This is a genomic window from Chitinimonas viridis (assembly GCF_030409555.1).
Classification (GTDB): Bacteria; Pseudomonadota; Gammaproteobacteria; order Burkholderiales; family Chitinimonadaceae; genus Chitinimonas; species Chitinimonas viridis.
Genome location: NZ_JAUFPU010000009.1, coordinates 126,425 through 143,659, shown reverse-complemented (window position 1 = coordinate 143,659; position 17,235 = coordinate 126,425). Strand labels below are relative to the sequence as shown.

The following is a 17,235-nucleotide window of genomic DNA, read 5'->3' as shown; positions in this document are numbered from 1 at the left end:
CTTGTTCTACTTGCTGACTGCTGATTGCAAACTGCTGGCTCGATATCAGGCAGCAGCTCCGCTACCCAGCTCCTTGGCCAGGTACAACCAGGTTTCCACCACGGTATCGGGGTTGAGCGATACCGTTTCGATGCCCTGCTCCACCAGCCACTTGGCGAAATCGGGGTGATCGGATGGGCCCTGACCACAGATACCAATGTACTTGCCCCTGGCACGGCAGGCCTTGATGGCCATAGACAGCATAGCCTTCACTGCATCGTTACGCTCGTCGAACAGGCTGGCAATGGGGCCGCCGGAATCGCGATCCAGCGCCAGGGTTAGCTGCGTCATATCGTTAGAACCGATAGAGAAGCCATCGAAGTATTCCAGGAACTGATCCGCCAGGATGGCATTGGAAGGAATCTCACACATCATGATCAGGCGCAGGCCATCGCGACCGCGTTCCAGGCCGTTTTCCTTCAGCAGCTCCACCACCTTGCTGGCTTCATCCAGGGTACGGACAAAGGGAATCATCACCTCGACATTGGTCAGACCCATTTCATTGCGTACCTTCTTCAAGGCACGGGTCTCCAGTTCGAAGCAGTCGCGGAAGGATTCGCTGATGTAGCGAGACGCCCCGCGGAAGCCAATCATGGGGTTTTCTTCGTGAGGCTCGTAGTTCTGCCCACCGATCAGGTTCGAATACTCGTTCGACTTGAAGTCGGACATTCGAACAATGACCTTCTTCGGATAGAAGGCGGCCGCCAGGGTAGCAATACCCTCAACCAGCTTCTCCACGTAGAAATCCACTGCGCTGGCGTAACCGCCAATGCGCTCATCCACCTGCTGCTTCAGATCCCAGGGCAGATTGGGGTAAGCCAGCAGCGCCTTGGGATGGATGCCTATCATGCGGTTAATGATGAATTCCAGGCGTGCCAGGCCAACACCTTCATTGGGCAGGTGGCTGAAATCGAATGCCAGCTCAGGATTGCCCACGTTCATCATCAGCTTTACCGGGCTCTTGGGCATGGAGTCCAGCTTGAGGTCGATGATCTCGATGGCCAGCTGACCATCATAGATATTACCGGTATCGCCCTCGGCACAGGAAACCGTCACATACTGGCCATCGCTCAATGAGCGGGTCGCATCGCCGCAGCCCACCACGGCTGGGATGCCCAGTTCACGTGCAATGATGGCAGCGTGGCAGGTACGGCCGCCACGATTGGTCACGATAGCCGAAGCACGCTTCATCACCGGCTCCCAGTCGGGGTCAGTCATATCGGTCACCAGCACATCGCCCGGCTTGACCGAGTCCATCTCGCTGGCGTCCTTGATCAGGCGTACCACGCCCTGGCCTATCTTCTGGCCGATGGCACGACCGGAGGCCAATACGGCAGACTTGCTGTTCAACCGGTAACGGCGCAGCGTATCCACACGAGCTTCCTGCGACTTCACCGTTTCAGGACGGGCCTGCAGGATATACAGCTTGCCATCCACACCATCGCGTCCCCATTCGATATCCATCGGACGCTGATAGTGCTTTTCGATGATCAGTGCGTAGCGCGACAGCTCCTCGACTTCGGCATCAGTGATGGAGAAATGATTGCGGTCGACATCGGATACATCCACCGTGCGTACCGACTTACCGGCAGCCGCCTCGGTGGTGAATTCCATCTTGATCTGCTTGGAGCCACGGTTGCGGCGCAATATGGCCGGCTTGCCAGCAGCCACATTGGGCTTGTAGACGTAGAACTCGTCAGGATTGACCGCCCCCTGCACCACCGTCTCGCCCAGGCCATAGCTGGATGTAACGAACACCACATCGTCAAAGCCCGACTCGGTGTCGATGGTGAACATCACGCCGGCTGCCCCCTTGTCCGAGCGCACCATGCGCTGGATACCGGCAGACAAGGCTACATCGGCATGTGCAAAGCCCTTGTGGACGCGGTAGGAAATGGCGCGATCGTTATACAGGGAGGCAAACACCTCCTTGATGGCGTGCAGCACATTGTCGATACCGACGATATTGAGGAAGGTCTCCTGCTGACCGGCAAACGAGGCGTCAGGCAGATCTTCAGCCGTTGCACTGGAGCGCACTGCCACCGAGATGGTCGCGCCGGAATCGGCCTCCATCTTGGCAAAGGCGGTACGGATGTCGGCATCCAGTGCTGGCGGGAAGGGTTGATCCACCACCCACTGGCGTATCTGCTTGCCCACACGCAGCAGCTCGGAAACATTGTCCACATCCAGCGCCGTCAGGGCTGCATCGATGCGGGCAGAGAGGCCGTCATAAGCCAGGAAAATTCGGTAGGCCTCAGCCGTAGTGGCAAAACCGCCGGGGACGCGCACGCCCGAAGCGGCCAACTGGCTGATCATTTCGCCAAGCGAGGCGTTCTTGCCGCCCACGCGCTCGACGTCGGTCATGCGCAGTTCGTCAAACCAGATGACGTTGTTCTCTGCCATTTGCTTGTTTCCTTGCAGGGGATTTGGGGAATCTGAGGCGGTAATTCTAACTTGTTTAGCGGCATCGGCGCAGCCACACAAGCGATGTCGCAGCGACCTTATTTTGCGCAATGCAACACAACACGGTCAGGCTTGTATCACAAAAATGTAGTCGCACACCCGGCATTACAGGCTATAGACCGAAAAAAGGCCGTTTTCCCTGATGTTGCAGCCTCGCAACCCCTCGCAGCCCTGGCCTGCGCTGTGGCAACATGGCTGCATCAGCCAGCTTCTGCACACCAGTGTAGCCTGCCATCCTTACGTGATACCGAAACCGGATACCCAAGCCATGTCAGCCCACCGCACCGTCTTCTTCGTCTCCGACCGCACCGGCATCACCGCCGAAATGCTGGGCCACAGCCTGATTACCCAGTTCGAGGGGATAGAATTCAAGCGCGTCACCCTGCCCTTTGTCGATACCCACGAAAAAGCCGAACTGGTAGCGGAGCGCATACGCCAGACCGGCATCAACGACGGCGCCAGGCCGCTGGTGTTCTCCACCTTTGTGAAGAACGATATCCGCGACATCATCCATATCCCGGAAGCCCATGTGGTGGACTTCTTCGAGGCCTTTATCGAGCCGCTGGAAGCGGAGCTGGGCAAGGAATCCTCGCACACCGTGGGCAAGAGCCACAGCATAGAGAACTTCCACGAATACAATGCCCGCATCGAGGCCGTGAACTATGCGCTGGCGCACGACGATGGTATCAAACCGTCTGACCTGGATAGCGCCGACATCGTACTGGTGGGTGTTTCACGCTCAGGCAAGACGCCAACCTGTCTCTATCTGGCGCTGCAATATGGCATCAAGGCCGCCAACTATCCGCTGACCCCGGACGACTTCGGCCAGCCTGGTCTGCCCAAGGCCCTGCTGCCCAGCAAGCACAAGCTGTTCGGCCTGACCATCGTGCCGGAACGCCTGTCGCAGATACGCGCCGAGCGCAAGCCGGACAGCCGCTATGCGTCCATCGACAACTGCCGTTACGAGGTTGCCGAAGCAGAAGCCATCTATCGTGCCGCCGGCATTCCTCATCTCAACACCACCAGCAAGTCGATCGAGGAACTGGCTTCCACCATCGTGCACAAATTCAACCTGGCGCGACGGGTGTACTGATCAATTACGCTTGCCTGCGCGCCAGATCGACCAGATCAGCCAGATACTGTTCAGGAAGGCAATCAGGAAGCCAATGAAGCCAAATGCCGGCAGACCGAAGATACGTGGCCCTGCCGGTACGGTCATGACGATGCTTGATCCTATGATCAGGCAACCGGTGACGATGCCCAATGTCAGCCGATTGGCGGCACGGTCTATCTGCGCGCCAAACTGATCCAACCGCTTGAGATCAAGATCTATCTTGAGTTTGCCGCGCCGGGCAGCCTTGACGAGTCGTGAGAGATCACGCGGTATGCCGCCCGCAAGCGTCAGCATTTCCCACAGGTTGCGCCGCCCTTTCTTGACCAGCGCCCTGGGAGAATAGCGATTGAGCAGCACCTGGCGGACAAAGGGCGTCAGGTGGGGCACCATCTGGAATTCCGGGTCCAGTTGTCGTCCCAGGCCCTCCAGCGTGATCAGCGCCTTGAACAGCAAAGTCAGATCGGCCGGCAGGGTAATGGCGTGCTCACGCATGATGGCGATCACGTCATTGAGCAGCTGGCCGAAGCGGATGTCCTTCAGCGCCAGATTTTCGTAGTTGAACATGAACTCGGCCAGATCCGCCGCCAGCTTCTCCTCATCCACCGCGATATCGGCGGTCCAGTCCAGCAGCACATTCAGTATCCCACGCTCATCCCTGGCGGCCAGCGCGGCGAGCAGGTCGACGATTTCATCACGCCGGGGTGCGGGCAGGCGGCCTATCATGCCGAAGTCGATGAAGGCGATACGATTATCCGGGAGGTAGATCACATTGCCGGGATGGGGATCGGCGTGGAAATAGCCGTCGATCAAAACCATCTTGAGCACGGCGTCCGCCCCACGCTGCGCCAGCAGCTTGCGATCCAGCCCCGCCGCCTCCAGCAGGCTCAGCTCGTTGCCCGGTACGCCACCGACATAGGCTTGTACGTTGACGATCTCGTTGGTGTAGTCCCAGAAGATCTCGGGGATGACGATATGCTTGTCGCTGGCGAAATTTTCGGCGAAGCGGCGGTGATGGTGGGCCTCCTGCGCCAGATCCAGCTCTCGCCGCAGCGACTTGGCGAACTGCTCCACAATGCGTACGGGCTGATACTGCCGGGCATCGGGAAATTCAAACTCCACCAGGCTGGCCAGGTGATGGAGCACGCGCAGATCGGCCTCTATCTTGGCCACGATATGCGGACGGCGCACCTTCAGGATGACTTCGCGGCCATCCGGCAGCCTGGCGCGGTGAACCTGGGCGATGGAAGCCGAGCCTATGGGCGTCTCGTCCAGTTCGACAAACATCTCGCGTGGCGGCACACCCCATACCCGTTCCAGCTCCGCCTCCAGTTCGGCAAACGGGGTGGCCGGGACATTCGACTGCAGTTGCTCGAACTCGGCTATCCAGTCAGGCGGAAACACATCCACCCGTGTCGCCATGACCTGCCCCAACTTGATGAAGGTCGGCCCCAGTTCCTCCAACGCACGGCGCGCGCGCACCGGCGCATCCTGCTCGTTACGCACTTCCTCTTCAGGCAGATCAAGCGACTCACCGGCCCGCTCGAAAGTACGTTGTACATTGAGACGGCGAACCAAATCGCCAAAACCGTGTCTGGCCAACACGCCGATGATTTCACGTATGCGCGGCAGGTCGCGCATCAGGCTGATAGTTTCGCGTAGCATGGCTGGATTGTAAGGCCTGTCCGCAACTATTTCGCGCTCGCCTTGTACAGGTTGCAGAATTCCCCAGGGCTAGACGCCCGCCGCTGGAATTCGGCATCATGGCGCGCTTTACCGATAACCCATTACCAAGAGTGCCGGCATGACGTTCAAGTTCCGACACCTGCTGCTATTGCCGCTGGCCTGCCTGGCGCTAGCCTCGCCCAGGGAATACTCAGCCGACAAACCCGAGGATGAAGTCCAGACCGCGAGCGAAGCCGAAGATGGCAACCGCTTTGCCCAGGACATCATGTTGCAAGCCCTGGGTTTGATTGGCGTGACTTACCGCTGGGGCGGCAATACGCCCGAAAGCGGGCTCGATTGCAGTGGTTTCATCAAGTATGTATTTCAGCAGGCAATGAATATTGCCCTGCCTCACAACGCCTTTGCCATCAGCCGCCTGGGCAATGATGTGGAAAAGGAAGAACTCAAGCCAGGCGACCTGGTGTTCTTCAATACCCTGGGCCGCAAGTTCTCCCATGTCGGCATCTATCTGGGTGATGATCGCTTTATCCACTCGCCGTCCTCCGGCAGCAAGGTGCAGGTGGTGAGACTGACCGACGCCTACTGGGCCAAGCGCTATAACGGCGCGCGGCGCGTAACCCAGGAAAGCGTGGCCGAGCGTAGCCCGCAGCTGCAAAAGCTGATGAGCGAAGGCCGCGAAGTCAAACCCAGCAAGAAGAAGTCCAAAAAACCGGTCAAGAAAGCCAAGAAGAAAAGCAGCAAGAAGAAACGTCGATAGACATGCTGGCGGTCCTTGTCCGGCTGCCGGCTAAATGCATTAGTCAGCTGCTGACGTCCTCCCCCGTTTGAATGATGTTGCCCCGTTTGGCCTGCACTAAGCTGGCTAGGCGTGTCCCTTAGCTTGAGCCTGTTCAACAAACAGGTGTTGAGGGACATATACACAAAGCAAACAGGAGGAGGAAGCATGCAAACCGGTTCCCCATCGGGCGACAACCATATCGTCAAGGCCGCCATCTATCCCGCCATCGGCATTGCCCGGGTCGGCAATAGCCAGGAAGCCTATTACATCGGCCCAGAGGTGCCCGAGCCGGCACCGCAGGCGCCCGGCTTCTACCGTGATGCCAGCGGCGCTATCAAGCGCGAGGCGGCCCGCTTCCGTGTTTATGGCTTTAATTCGGCTGGCGAAGTGGTGGCTGAACTGAATGCAGACAATGCCGAAGTACAGTGGGCCGCCACCCTGGCCAATACCAAGGCAGCCTGGTATCAGTTCCAGATAGCGCTGGATATTCCCGAGGCCGCTACTGCGCCCCCCTCCTTCTTGCGTAATATGGCCGTGGCAGACCGTGCCACGCTGAGCATTACCCCCGGCCAGCGCAAGATCGTTGGACGCGACCAGCATGGCGCCGCTTACGCCTTTGACAGCGGCAAGTTCATGGGTACACCGGTTTACCTCGGCGAGTTGAGAACTGACCCACAAGGCCGCTTGCTGGTACTGGGCGGCCACGGCAAGTCGGCCTCCTGGAATGGGGCACGTGCCATCACCTTCGCCAACAACGAGGGCTGGCACGATGATGTGGCGGACGGCCCGGTCACCGCCAGTGTGCGTTACCAGGGACGCGACATCCCCGTTGACCCAGCCTGGGTGGTGGTGGCGCCACCCAACTATGCCCCACAGCAGAAGTCGGTTCGGACCATGTGGGACCTGATGCGCGACCTGTTCGTCGCCAAAGGCAGCCTCAAGGCACCGGTACAGCCTTCGTTCCAGCAGGATATCCGCCCCATCTTCGAGCGCCTGTCGCGCCTGCAGTGGGTCAACGCCGGCTTTGCCGCTGCTTTTGGCTGGGGTGGCAGCACACCGTTCAGCGATCAGGGCTGGATGCGCAAGCTGGCCGATCCCAGCGCCAATCTGAAGGAATGGCGCCTGACCCTGTTCAACGAGTTCCGCCAGTTCAAGCGTGATGCCTGGGCACCCACACCCTGGCCCTGGCTGTATGGCGATGCCATGAGCGTTCCTCCGGCCGAAACACCCCGCCAGAATGCGGCCCTCAGCGATCTGCAACTCACGCATCTGCGCCTTTGGGCCGCTGGCGAGTTCATTGCCGACTACGATCCGAGCGCCGTGCCACCACAGCGCATCGAGGATTTCCCATTGGCCCAGCAGCCGGACATGCTGATACAGGCTGCCATGGAATTCTGCCTGGCTGACGCCTTTCACCCTGGCTGCGAAATGACCTGGCCCATGCGCCAGAGCAGCATGTATATGTCGCCCTTCCGGCTGGCGCACCGGCCACCTGGCTGGATAGAGCCCGACTACGGCGCAGTGCTGACTCCTGACAATATCTCCGGGCCCTGTGGCGCACAGATAGCAGGTGGCGTGAGTCGCTGGATGGCTGTCCCGTGGCAGACCGACACTGCCAGCTGCCGCTCCGGCTACCAGAAGAGCTATGACCCTTACCTGCCCACCTTCTGGCCGGCCAGGGTACCCAATCAGGTCATGAGCCAGCAGGCCTACCATATCGTGATGGATGAAAGCCAGCCGCTGGATGAGCGGATGAGTGCCTTCGCCCGCCGCGCGGCCTGGATACGGCCCTTGGGCAATATCAGCTACGAGGATCAGATCAATAACATGATCGCCGATATCGCCCAGATGGGTATCGTTGAGGTACGTGAAGGACCACGCGATGGCGCGGGCTTTCCCCACACCCTGGAAGTGGAGCAACTACCACCACACATCGTCGCCGAGAGGCTACTGATGTCTGCCCCACCGGCAGAGACATTCGAGGACGTGGACCTGAGCGTGGTTGAGAAGGTACAGCGTATTGCCAGCCGACATCGCAATTGAGCATGCAGCAGTTCGACGTACTGATACAAGGAGCAGGCCCGGCCGGTGCCTGCGCCGCGCTCAATCTGGCGCCCCATCACAGGGTATTGCTGCTGGACCGTCAGGTGCAGCCGCTGCGCCGTATCGGCGAGTCGCTGCCCCCAGCCGCCCGGCGGCTATTGAGCGATATGGGTCTGTTGGAGGATTTCCTCCTGCAGGGCCATACCCCCTGGCATGGCAATCGATCTGTCTGGGGCGGGACGGCCGCCGAGCAGGATTTTCTGCGCGACCTGGACGGGCACGGTTGGCACCTGGATCGAGCACGGTTTGAGCGTTGGTTAAGACAGCATGCAATACGGCGTGGTGCAGTGCTGCTAGCGCCAGCGCATACCGACACTGCCATACGTGTGGCCGATGGCTGGCAACTGACTTTGCAAGGCCCCCATGGCCCCTGCCATGCACATGCCCGCATCGTGATCGACGCAGGCGGTCGTGCGGCTACCCTGGCCCGCAAGCTGGGCGCCACCCGCCAACAGAAAGATAGGCTGGTCTGCGGCTGGGTGCATGGTCACGATGAACATGCACCTGCCGATGGCCTATCACGCATAGAAGCTTGCGAGGATGGATGGTGGTACAGCGCCGCCCTCCCTCATCGCCAGCGGGTACTGGCTTTTCATACCGATGCCGACCTACCCGCTGCCCGCCAGATGCGAACGCCCGGCTGGCTGGCGGCTGCTGCGGCCGGGCTGCCCGAGTTGGGTGCCTTGCTATGCAGCAGCGGCTTTGTGGCGGACACCGGGCCAGCGCTCACGGCTGCTCACTCTGCGCTCACTATGCCAGCGGCGGGCCGGGGCTGGTTTGCAGTGGGTGACGCAGCGCTCAGCTTCGATCCATTGTCGTCGCAAGGCTTGTTCAACGCACTCTATACCGGCCTGGCCGCAGCTGAGGCCTGCGACCGCAGCCTGGCTGGCGATATCACCGCCTGTCAAGGCTATGCGACTGAAGTAGCACGCATCATGCAGGCTTATCAGCAGCACCTGGCCTACTGGTATGGCGCAGAACAGCGCTGGACAGGCTCACCTTTTTGGCAGCGCCGGCATCGCCTGGCTGCGTTGCAATATGAGGTAACTGCACCTGCCTGAGCCGCAATTGGATAATGCGAAAAGCCGATTCCTTCTCGCGAAGGATCGGCTTTTACAGGGTGCCTACGGCATACGGTGTCACTGCCCACCTTAAACAGGCTCTTACAGCCGTACCCGTCCGTATTGCCGACGACTACTCGGTGTAGAAAGCCAGCGGGCCGGTGCTGGTAATGCCGATATTGAAATGCTGGCCCTGGGTTGTACCCTCGCCTGCCAGCTCGGTATTGCGGACTATCTCATGCAGTAGCTCAAGCTCCTTGAACTCCTCCACCATCTCGCCATCGCCATTGAGCAACACCTCAATACGCTCTCGATCGGGATGGGAGCCCACCACCTGGATACGGCTTCCTTCAGGCCACCATTGCAGATGCACCGGGGGAGGAACCGGAACCGACTGCTTGTCGAACATTTCGGCAATCAGCTTGCCGTAAGCGGCCAGATTGGCGGCTGCCTTGCTGCGTATGGCTTCCAGCTGGACGCCAGCCTGATCAGTCGCAATGCCAAAGATGCGGGCCAGACCTTCATCCAGCCGGTTGTCCTTCAACGCTACCATTCGATTGCTTCTCCCAAATATAAATATATCAATGTCAGCAGAGCCCCATATCGGCCGTCGTGCCGCCAACAAGGCCCAGCGAAAAGGGTGTGGCGTTGTTGTGCGAGCTTGCCGTACCCACGTACTGTCAGCTGCGCACGCCAACGCTCGCACGCCTAGCCAGAACCGCTACGCGGCGTTTTGCTAGCCGCTCATACTGCCTGCTGCGCACGCCTGGCAAGAACGCTGCGCCTGGCCTTGCTAGCAGTACTAAACCTGAGTTCCACAGAGTTATAGACGTCGTGCAAGACGCTAATGATTGATTTTTTCAATCCGTCCGTGCTTGCCGTATCAATTCATACAGCATGTCATGGGCTGCCCGTGGACTGAGCTCATCCGGGTCGATAGCGGCAAGTTGAATGACCAGCGGGTGTGGTTCTGGTTCCGCCTCCAGTGCCACTGGCATAGAAAACAGGTCACCCTGGCCACCATGGCTGACGCGCTGGTTTTCCAGCTCGGTCAGATAGCGCTTCGCTTGCCTGATGGTCTCGCGCGGAACACCCGCCAGCTGGGCGACTTGCAAGCCGTAGCTCTGGCTCGCTGGCCCTTCTTCCACACTGTGCAGGAAAACAATCTTGTCCTTATGCTCCACCGCGTCCAGGTGCACATTCGCCACCTGCTGGTAATCAAGCGCCAAGCGGGTCAGCTCGAAATAGTGGGTGGCAAACAGCGTGTAGCTGCGATTCTTTTCTATCAACGCACGGGCAATAGCCCAGGCCAGCGCAAGACCATCGAAAGTCGATGTTCCTCGACCCACTTCATCCATCAGCACCAGCGCATGGTCACCGGCATTGTTCAGGATGTTCGCCGTCTCGGTCATCTCCACCATAAAGGTGGAACGCCCGCCGGCCAGGTCATCGCTTGCGCCTATGCGGGTAAAGATGCGATCCAGCCTGCCTATGGTGGCTGATTTGGCAGGCACGAAGCTACCGATGTGGGCCATCAGCACAATCAGGGCAGCCTGCCGCATATAGGTCGACTTACCGCCCATATTGGGGCCAGTAATCAGCAGCAGCTTGCGGCTGGCATCAAAGCGCAGATCGTTGGCGATGAAGGCATCACCCGTGGTGTCGCGCAACTGCTGCTCCACCACCGGATGACGGCCAGCTTCGATCTGCAGTACGGTTTCTTCGCGGAACGATGGCGCCACCCAATCAAATAGCTTGGCCCGCTCTGCCAGCGAAGCCAGCACATCCAACCCTGCCACGGCCTGGGCCAGGAGCTGCAGTGATGGCACAAAAGGCGCCATGGCATCCAGCAAGCCTTCGTACAGCGCTTTCTCCAGTGCCAGGGAACGCTCCTGCGCCGACAGTGCCTTGTCCTCGAAAGTTTTCAGTTCCGGCGTGATGTAGCGTTCGGCGTTCTTCAGGGTCTGGCGGCGGCGATAGTCGTCCGGAATCTTGTCGCCATGGGCGTTGGTGACCTCTATGTAGAAGCCATGTACCCGGTTGTACTCCACCTTGAGGTTGGGAATACCGGTACGTTCCCGCTCGCGGGTCTCCAGCGCCAGCAGGAAATCGCCATGATTGGTCTGCAGGGCACGCAATTCGTCCAGTTCAGCATGAAAACCCGCGCGTATCACGCCACCATCGCGTATCACGACAGAGGGTTCATCCATCACCGCGCGGCGCAGCAGATCGACCGCCTCTAAAGGCGCATGCAACTGCCGGCCCAGCTCCTCCAGCAACGGGTCGGCCGGTAACAGCGGCATCAGCGCCGGCAAGGCCAGCAAGCTATCACGCAGGCTGGAAAAATCGCGTGGCCGGGCCGAGCGCAACGCCACCCGGGCCGATATCCGCTCGATATCGTGTATGCCCGCAAGACGCTCGCGCAGGTCGGTCAGCAGCTGCGATTGGGTCAAGGCTCCTACCGCATCGCGGCGCCGGGCAACCTTGGCCTGATTACGCAATGGGTGGTGCAGCCAATGCCGCAGCAGGCGGCTACCCATGGAGGTGGCGCACACATCCAGCAAGGAGTACAGGGTAGGCGCAGGCTCGCCCCGGATGGTCTCAGTCAGCTCCAGATTGCGCCGGGTCGCCGCATCCAGCGCCAGATACTGGCCTAATTGTTCCAGCACCAGCCCGGTTACATGGGGCAAGGCACCGCACTGGGTCTGGCGCGCGTATTCCAGCAACGCCCCCGCGCTCCCCACAGCCACGCCGGGCTCGTCTATGCCATAGCCGCTCAAATCCTGGGTCTGGAATTGCCGCGCCAGATTGCGCGCGGCGGTCTCGACATCAAACTGCCAGTTGGCGATGCGTTTTACCGCGTAACCCGCTGCTGCCGGAAACTCCAGGTGCAGGTCATCTGGCAGCAGCACCTCTGCCGGCTTGAGCCGCTCCAGTTCACTGGGCAAGGCATCGACGGCCGATTCCATCAGACGGAACTCGCCCGATGCCAACGACAACCAAGCCAGGCCCAGGCGCCCCTTGATGGCATTCACCGCCAGCAACAGGTTGTCGCGCTTGTCGTCCAGCAAGGCCGCATCCGTCAGGGTGCCCGGCGTGACGATACGTACCACCCTGCGTTCTACCGGCCCCTTGCTGGTAGCCGGGTCGCCGAACTGCTCGCAAATCGCGACCGACTCGCCCAGCTTCACCAGCCTGGCCAGGTATTGCTCCGCCGCATGGTAGGGTATGCCCGCCATCTTGATGGGTATCCCGGCCGTCTGCCCCCGTGACGTCAGCGTGATGTCCAGCAGGCGTGCGGCCTTGACCGCATCGTCAAAGAACAGCTCGTAGAAATCGCCCATGCGGTAGAACATCAGCTTGTCCGGGTGCTGAGCCTTCAGCGCCAGGTACTGTTGCATCATGGGAGTGTGGGCAGGCGTATTCGACATGGACAGGGCAATTCAGAATGGCAAAGCCCGGCCAAGATTGGCCGGGCTTGCGATTATAGAGGCGAGACGCCGGTTTGGTGCTAACTCTGGCCCTATTCTGGCAGTTTCGTTGGCCGCTGGCGGACAAAGACAAGGTTGCCTTTATCGATGAATCATAAAAAACGCCACCGTGATGCGGTGGCGTTTTTCGGCAAGCGTCGTGATCAGGCTTGCAGTGTCTGTAGCAACTGGGCGAACACCTTGGGGGTGCCGGCCACCACATTGCCACTTTCCATGAATCCTGCCTCTCCGCTCAGATCGGTGATCAAGCCACCGGCTTCCAGCACCAGCAGGCTACCTGCGGCGATATCCCAGGGCGACAGGCCCAGCTCCCAGAAGGCATCGTAGCGGCCGCAGGCGATATAGGCCAGGTCCAGCGCTGCAGCGCCAGGACGGCGCACGCCGGCCGACTTCTGCACCACGTCGCGGAACTGATGCATGTAAGCATCGAGCTTGGAGAAATCCGAATAAGGGAAGCCGGTGCAAATAAGGGAATCGGCCATTTCGCGGGTCTTGGATACCCGGATACGGCGATCATTCAAGAAAGCCCCAGCACCACGGGTGGCCGTAAACAGGTCGTTACGGTTGGGATCGTAAATCACGGCCTGGCTGATCTGACCACGGTGCTCCAGCGCAATGGAGATGCAGTATTGCGGCACGCCGTGCAGGAAGTTGGTGGTGCCATCCAGCGGATCGATGATCCAGGTGTACTCGTTCTCGCCATGTGCGCCGCTCTCTTCCGCTAGAATGGCGTGCTTGGGATACGCTTCCAGCAAGGTCTCGACGATGGCCTTCTCGGCGGCACGATCCACCTCGGTCACGAAGCTGTTGTGCTCTTTGCGCTCTACGCGCAGCACGTCGAGGTTGTTGGAGGCGCGCTGTATGACGGAAGCGGCGCGGCGTGCGGCCTTGATGGCCGTGTTGAGCATCGGGTGCATGGCAATTCCTTGGGCAACGGTAATAGACTTCCCACCGAGGAACAATAGACCACGCGGCCAACAGGCGTTGGCAACAGGCACACGATGCGGCAGGAAGCAAAGATCAAATATAAACGGCGCCGATCAGAATCGACGCCGCTTTCATTCGTAATTCTACGCGAAGTCAGACAATGAATAAACCGGAAATCTCTCACCTGGATCGCGTACGCGTCGTGCTCTCGCACACCAGCTTGCCCCGCAATATCGGCAGCGTCGCCCGCGCCATGAAAACCATGGGCCTGAGCCGCCTTTACCTGGTCAATCCCAAACGCTTCCCCGATGACGAAGCGGTCACACTGGCCTCGCGGGCCGACGACATTCTTGACCGTGCCGTCGTCTGCAGCAGCCTGGAGGAGGCCTTGACCGGCTGCACCCAGACCGTGGCGACTTGCCCACGGGTGCATGAATTGAGTGTCCCCCGGCATACGCCACGGCAAATTGCGTCAGTCGTACTGGAACGCGCCGCCATGGGCGAAGAAGTCGCCTTGGTGTTCGGCACCGAGATGTCCGGCCTCAGCAACGATGAAGTGCGCATGTGCAACCGCCTGGTCACCATTCCCACCAACCCGGATTATTCCTCACTCAATCTGGCACAGGCAGTACAGATACTGGCTTACGAGCTACGCTGCGGGGTAGACGACGATATCAGCCATCTGGAAGAAAAACCTGAGCTGGCCAGCCACGATGATATCGAGCGCTTTTACACCCATCTGGAACAGACCCTGGTGGCGATATCCTTCCTCAACCCGGACAATCCCAAGCGCCTGATGCCTCGGCTGCGCCGCATGTTTGGCCGGATACAGCTGGAGAAGCTGGAGGTGGACATCTGGCGCGGCATCTTGAACGCTGCAACCAAGCGCAAGGGCGAGTAAGCGCCACAACCCAAGCCTTTTCGGCTAGGCTGGCGGCACCTAAGGTAAGGCCGCCGGCACGACCAGCAGGCCAGCGCGCAAGCCGTTCTTGACCTTGCGATTGGGGAATACGATCCGTGCGCCCTGCTCTTCCACCACAAAGCGATAGTCGCCATCCTCGGCCAACACATAACCCGGTGCCAACTCGGTGAAGTTCTCCACCGCATCCTCCAGGTACAGTGCAAAGGCATCGCTGTGCTTGATGACTTCGCGCGCCACCTTGAACAAGGCCGGTTGGCCATCAGCGCCGAAGTGATCCAGCCGCTGGCCTTGGATCAGGCGCCTCAGCTCGGCCTCCAGCCTATCCAGGTTGACGCAGGCGTTTTGTCCGAAGGGCCTAGCCTTGCCCAGTTCCAGCGTAAAGCCGTGGGCGCCGCAGTGACGACGGGTGTAGTAGCTGAAGGTCGGCGAGGCGGTCGATTGCAGCAAGACGGCTTCAATGCCGCAAGCGCCCAGGCGGGCAATCTCAGCGGCGTCAAAGACCTGCTCGTGCGGATACGGATAGATGGCGAACTTCTCTATCCTGGAGCCACGGATGGCCGTATGCAGATCGTAATGCAGCTTCCAGCGATCGGCTGAGCCCGCAAAGAAATCGCGGCAAACCCCTTCAAGCTCGCGTGCCCTGCAAGCGGCCGGCCCCTGTCCGGTCACACTGGCAGGCTTGCCAAACAACCGGTTCAGGTCGTCGTCGAGATAGCGCTCATTGCGCCGCATGGCCTCAGGGTTGCCAAAGGCAAACAACAGCCGTGCCTGTGCCAGCAATTGGCCATCCAGCAAGGCTTGCAGCAATTTGGCCATCAATTCGACGGGCGCTGTCTCGTTCCCGTGTATGCCACTGGAGATCAATACATCAAACACCGGGGCGACGGGCTCTATCGCCAACAGGCCCTCGCCCAGCAGACTCAGCCTGGCGCCCTGGGCCAGGCTGGCCGGCAGTTGGGGTAAGCGGCCAGCAAGCAGATCGGCAAGGTAGTCCATCAGCCGGCCTCTAGCCCAGTTGGAAGGGATAGACCGAACCCAGTTGCAGTATCTGGGTCAGCTCGTCCAGCGCAGTGCGGCACTCCAGCAGCAATTGCGGGTCTGCCAGATCATCGGCACCCAGGCGATCGCGGTAGTGCTTATCCACCCAGTGATTGAGCGTGGTAAACAGTGTGTCGTTCATCAGGACGGCTGGGTTTACCGCAGCCAGCTCCCTGTCGCTCATGGCTACGCGCAAGCGCAGACAGGCCGGTCCGCCGCCATTCTGCATGGACTGCTTGAGATCGAACACCCGCACTTCGTCTATTGGGCCGCCGCTTTGGGTCAGTTTGCTGAGGTAGTGCCAGACCCGCTCGATATTGCGCGATTCCTCTGGTACCACAATGATCAGCTTGCCATCGGCCTTGCTCAGCAACTGGCTGTTGAAGAGGTAGGATTTGACCGCCTCCTCCACAGAGACTTCCGACTCCGGCACTTCTATGCCTATGAACTGACCGCCCACTGCGGACAACTTACGGCTCAACTCGTCCAGCACGGCAGCTTGATCAAGGAAGGACTTCTCATGGTGGAACAGCACATTGCCATTGCCCACCGAGATGACGTCATTGTGGAACACACCCTTGTCTATGGTCTCGGGATCCTGCTGGGCATACACCACCTGTTCCGGCTTGAGGCCATGCAGACGGGCAATGGCCTGGCTGGCCTCCAGTGTCTGGCGCGCGGGAAAGCGCGCCGGCTTGGGATAGCGGCTGTCGAATGCAGCCTGACCAAAGACAAAGAACTCCACGCCGGGCTTATCGTACTCGGCACAAAAACGGGTGTGGTTGGCCGCGCCCTCGTCGCCAAAATGCATTTGTGCTGGCAAGGCTGGGTGATGGGCAAAATGCCGCTCATCACGGAACATGGCCTGCAGGATCCGCCCCGTCGTTGGGTGCTCAATGGCCCGGTGAAACTTGTTGTTCAGATTGGCCGGGGTGAAATGCACCCGCCCATCGGCCGTATCGGCGCTGGGCGATACCGTCGCCGCATTGGCTGTCCACATGGTGGACGCCGACGAGCAAGCTGCCAGAATGGCTGGCGCCTCCTTGTCGGCACGAGCTATCACCTCTGCATCGCTGCCGCCAAAACCCAGCAAACGCAGCGTGGCCACGCTGGGCCGCTCGTGCGGCGCCAGCACGCCTTGCTTGAAACCGGCGTCATGCAGGGCTTTCATCTTGGCCAGGCCCTGCTTGGCCGCCACCTTGGGATTGGCGGTAACGTTCTGGTTGCCGGTGGAGGCCACGTTGCCGTAAGAGAGTCCGGCGTAGTTGTGGGTAGGGCCGACTAGGCCATCAAAGTTCGCTTCAAATGCGCTCATTGCTCTGTCCTTGTGTTCATTCAGGCTTCAACAACCATGTCGGTCTGTGCCGTCGCCCAACCATCAGGGTGGCGCTGTGGCCCCGCCTCGCGCAGCACACCGTACGCCATGCCATCAAAATACTGACCATTCAACACGCGTGCACTCCAGAATCGTGCTGCTTCCACCAACCCCGCCTGGATCGCCAGCCATATCGTGCCTGCCTAAGAGCCTGTTCAAAGTCTTTTCACCGCGTCGTTCGCAACCTTGCCGGATGAAGGGCAAGGCGCAGGACGCGCAGCGGTACGGGTACCGTAAGCGG

General features: G+C 60.0%; 13 protein-coding genes. 5 read left to right on the top strand and 8 right to left on the bottom strand.

The annotated features are described in order from the left end of the window. Positions 1-45 precede the first annotated feature (45 nt). A complete protein-coding gene (gene ppsA, locus QWZ03_RS11915) occupies positions 46-2,442 on the bottom strand; it encodes a phosphoenolpyruvate synthase (protein WP_290332917.1) in 2,397 nt (798 codons plus the stop codon). Between the two features lie 328 nt (positions 2,443-2,770). Between ppsA and ppsR the strand changes: the two genes are divergently transcribed. Then, positions 2,771-3,595, top strand: a complete 825-nt coding sequence (gene ppsR / locus QWZ03_RS11910; RefSeq protein WP_284196225.1) for a posphoenolpyruvate synthetase regulatory kinase/phosphorylase PpsR — start codon at positions 2,771-2,773, stop codon at positions 3,593-3,595. Here the strand turns inward: ppsR and QWZ03_RS11905 are convergent, their stop codons facing one another. Then, entirely contained in the window at positions 3,596-5,278 is a 1,683-nt protein-coding gene (locus QWZ03_RS11905; RefSeq protein ID WP_290332916.1) for an ABC1 kinase family protein, read from the bottom strand. A gap of 139 nt (positions 5,279-5,417) precedes the next feature. On the opposite strand from QWZ03_RS11905, the gene QWZ03_RS11900 reads away from it, so the two are divergent. The 3 genes from QWZ03_RS11900 to QWZ03_RS11890 all read left to right on the top strand — a co-directional run bounded on the left by QWZ03_RS11900 (position 5,418) and on the right by QWZ03_RS11890 (position 9,241). Beyond that, positions 5,418-6,056: a C40 family peptidase gene (locus QWZ03_RS11900; protein ID WP_290332915.1), complete on the top strand. Its 639-nt coding sequence runs from the start codon at positions 5,418-5,420 to the stop codon at positions 6,054-6,056. A gap of 186 nt (positions 6,057-6,242) precedes the next feature. Continuing rightward, positions 6,243-8,120, top strand: a complete 1,878-nt coding sequence (locus QWZ03_RS11895; protein WP_290332914.1) for a LodA/GoxA family CTQ-dependent oxidase — start codon at positions 6,243-6,245, stop codon at positions 8,118-8,120. Positions 8,121-8,122: 2 nt separating this feature from the next. After that, positions 8,123-9,241: a tryptophan 7-halogenase gene (locus tag QWZ03_RS11890; protein WP_290332913.1), complete on the top strand. Its 1,119-nt coding sequence runs from the start codon at positions 8,123-8,125 to the stop codon at positions 9,239-9,241. 133 nt (positions 9,242-9,374) lie between these two features. On the opposite strand, the gene QWZ03_RS11885 is transcribed toward QWZ03_RS11890, so the two are convergent. The 3 genes from QWZ03_RS11885 to QWZ03_RS11875 all read right to left on the bottom strand — a co-directional run bounded on the left by QWZ03_RS11885 (position 9,375) and on the right by QWZ03_RS11875 (position 13,649). Further along, the gene (locus QWZ03_RS11885; protein ID WP_290332912.1) at positions 9,375-9,794 is read right to left on the bottom strand and encodes a hypothetical protein; all 420 of its coding nucleotides are present in this window, start codon (positions 9,792-9,794) and stop codon (positions 9,375-9,377) included. 307 nt (positions 9,795-10,101) lie between these two features. Next, on the bottom strand, positions 10,102-12,672 hold the full coding sequence (gene mutS, locus QWZ03_RS11880) for a DNA mismatch repair protein MutS (RefSeq protein ID WP_290332911.1): 2,571 nt from the start codon (positions 12,670-12,672) through the stop codon (positions 10,102-10,104). A 203-nt stretch (positions 12,673-12,875) separates the two neighbouring features. Next, on the bottom strand, positions 12,876-13,649 hold the full coding sequence (locus QWZ03_RS11875; RefSeq protein ID WP_290332910.1) for an inositol monophosphatase family protein: 774 nt from the start codon (positions 13,647-13,649) through the stop codon (positions 12,876-12,878). Between the two features lie 170 nt (positions 13,650-13,819). Here QWZ03_RS11875 and QWZ03_RS11870 point away from each other — a divergent pair, with 170 nt between their 5' ends. Next, positions 13,820-14,560: an RNA methyltransferase gene (locus QWZ03_RS11870; RefSeq protein ID WP_290332909.1), complete on the top strand. Its 741-nt coding sequence runs from the start codon at positions 13,820-13,822 to the stop codon at positions 14,558-14,560. 39 nt (positions 14,561-14,599) lie between these two features. Here the strand turns inward: QWZ03_RS11870 and astE are convergent, their stop codons facing one another. From astE to QWZ03_RS11855, 3 genes are read right to left on the bottom strand one after another with little or no spacing between them, the layout of a single operon-like run. Next, positions 14,600-15,577: a succinylglutamate desuccinylase gene (gene astE, locus QWZ03_RS11865; protein ID WP_290332908.1), complete on the bottom strand. Its 978-nt coding sequence runs from the start codon at positions 15,575-15,577 to the stop codon at positions 14,600-14,602. A 10-nt stretch (positions 15,578-15,587) separates the two neighbouring features. Then, complete coding sequence (astB, locus tag QWZ03_RS11860; RefSeq protein ID WP_290332907.1) at positions 15,588-16,934, bottom strand: N-succinylarginine dihydrolase; 1,347 nt, start codon at positions 16,932-16,934, stop codon at positions 15,588-15,590. A 20-nt stretch (positions 16,935-16,954) separates the two neighbouring features. Then, positions 16,955-17,101, bottom strand: coding sequence for a hypothetical protein (locus QWZ03_RS11855; RefSeq protein WP_290332906.1), 147 nt, complete (start codon positions 17,099-17,101; stop codon positions 16,955-16,957). Between the last annotated feature and the right edge of the window lie 134 nt (positions 17,102-17,235).